This is a genomic window from Ruminococcus sp. N15.MGS-57 (assembly GCF_000980385.1).
Classification (GTDB): Bacteria; Bacillota; Clostridia; order Oscillospirales; family Ruminococcaceae; genus Hominimerdicola; species Hominimerdicola aceti.
In genome coordinates this window covers 3,265-4,539 of record NZ_LARF01000071.1, presented here as the reverse complement: position 1 = coordinate 4,539, position 1,275 = coordinate 3,265, and the positions used below count along the sequence as shown (strand labels likewise).

Here is a 1,275-nt window from a genome sequence, read left to right as displayed (position 1 = left end):
CATGTAGTACCATATACATGTCGGTTTTCAAAGCCGGTAACAAAAATCCACCCGATCGACATCAGTGCATTTGACATCTCTAGGTTTCGGGTGGGCAGGTAGAGTAGAGTGAAAATCAGCATTCACTCCGATGTCCGAAAAATAGAGTTGGATATTGTAAGAGGTCGCTCCAGAGCGGCAGATTGAGAGGTCATAATGTCTTACGTAGATGAAGTGCTGCAGAAGGTTGCAGAGAAGAATCCAGGCGAGAAAGAGTTTCAGCAGGCAGTTAAGGAAGTTCTTGATTCCCTTCGTCCGGTAATTGAGGCAAATGAGGAGCAGTACCGCAAAGATGCTTTGCTTGAAAGAATGACAGAGCCAGAGCGTATTATTACATTCCGTGTACCGTGGGTAGATGACAACGGACAGGCTCATGTAAATAGAGGTTTCCGTGTACAGTTTAACAGTGCAATCGGACCGTACAAGGGTGGACTTCGTCTTCACCCATCTGTAAATCTTGGTATTATCAAGTTCCTTGGTTTTGAGCAGACCTTTAAGAACTCACTGACAGGACTTCCAATCGGAGGCGGCAAGGGTGGTTCTGATTTTGATCCGAAGGGCAAGTCAGACCGTGAAATTATGAAATTCTGCCAGAGCTTTATGACAGAGCTGTATCGTCACATTGGCGCAGATACAGATGTACCGGCTGGTGACATTGGTGTAGGCGGAAGAGAGATTGGCTATCTGTATGGACAGTATAAGAGACTGACTGGTCTGTACGAGGGCGTTTTAACTGGTAAGGGTCTGACATACGGTGGTTCTCTTGCAAGAACAGAGGCTACTGGTTATGGTCTTGTATATATGGTTCGCGAGATGCTGTTAAATGCAGGTATGACCATGGAAGGAAAGACAGTTGCTGTTTCTGGTTCAGGAAATGTTGCAATTTACACAACTGAGAAGGCTCAGCAGTATGGCATGAAGGTTGTTACATTAAGTGATTCTAACGGTTGGATTTATGATCCAAACGGCATTGATCTTGACCTTGTAAAGCAGATCAAGGAAGTTCGCCGCGGAAGAATCAAAGAGTACGCAGAAGCAAAACCGGGTGTTGAGTATCATGAAGGCAAGGGTGTATGGAGCGTTAAGTGTGATATCGCACTTCCATGCGCAACTCAGAATGAGTTAGACCTTGAGGATGCAAAGCAGTTAAAGGCAAATGGATGCTTCCTTGTAGCAGAGGGTCCAATCAAACCATATTGCATCATCTGCTATAAAATACAACCGTTTCTCACCCAA

At 45.1% G+C, this 1,275-nt stretch carries 1 protein-coding gene; it reads left to right on the top strand.

The features are described from left to right. Window positions 1-195 precede the first annotated feature (195 nt). Window positions 196-1,275 (top strand): NADP-specific glutamate dehydrogenase (gene gdhA / locus WS40_RS10140; protein ID WP_325208534.1); only part of this gene is annotated, 1,080 nt, incomplete at its 3' end.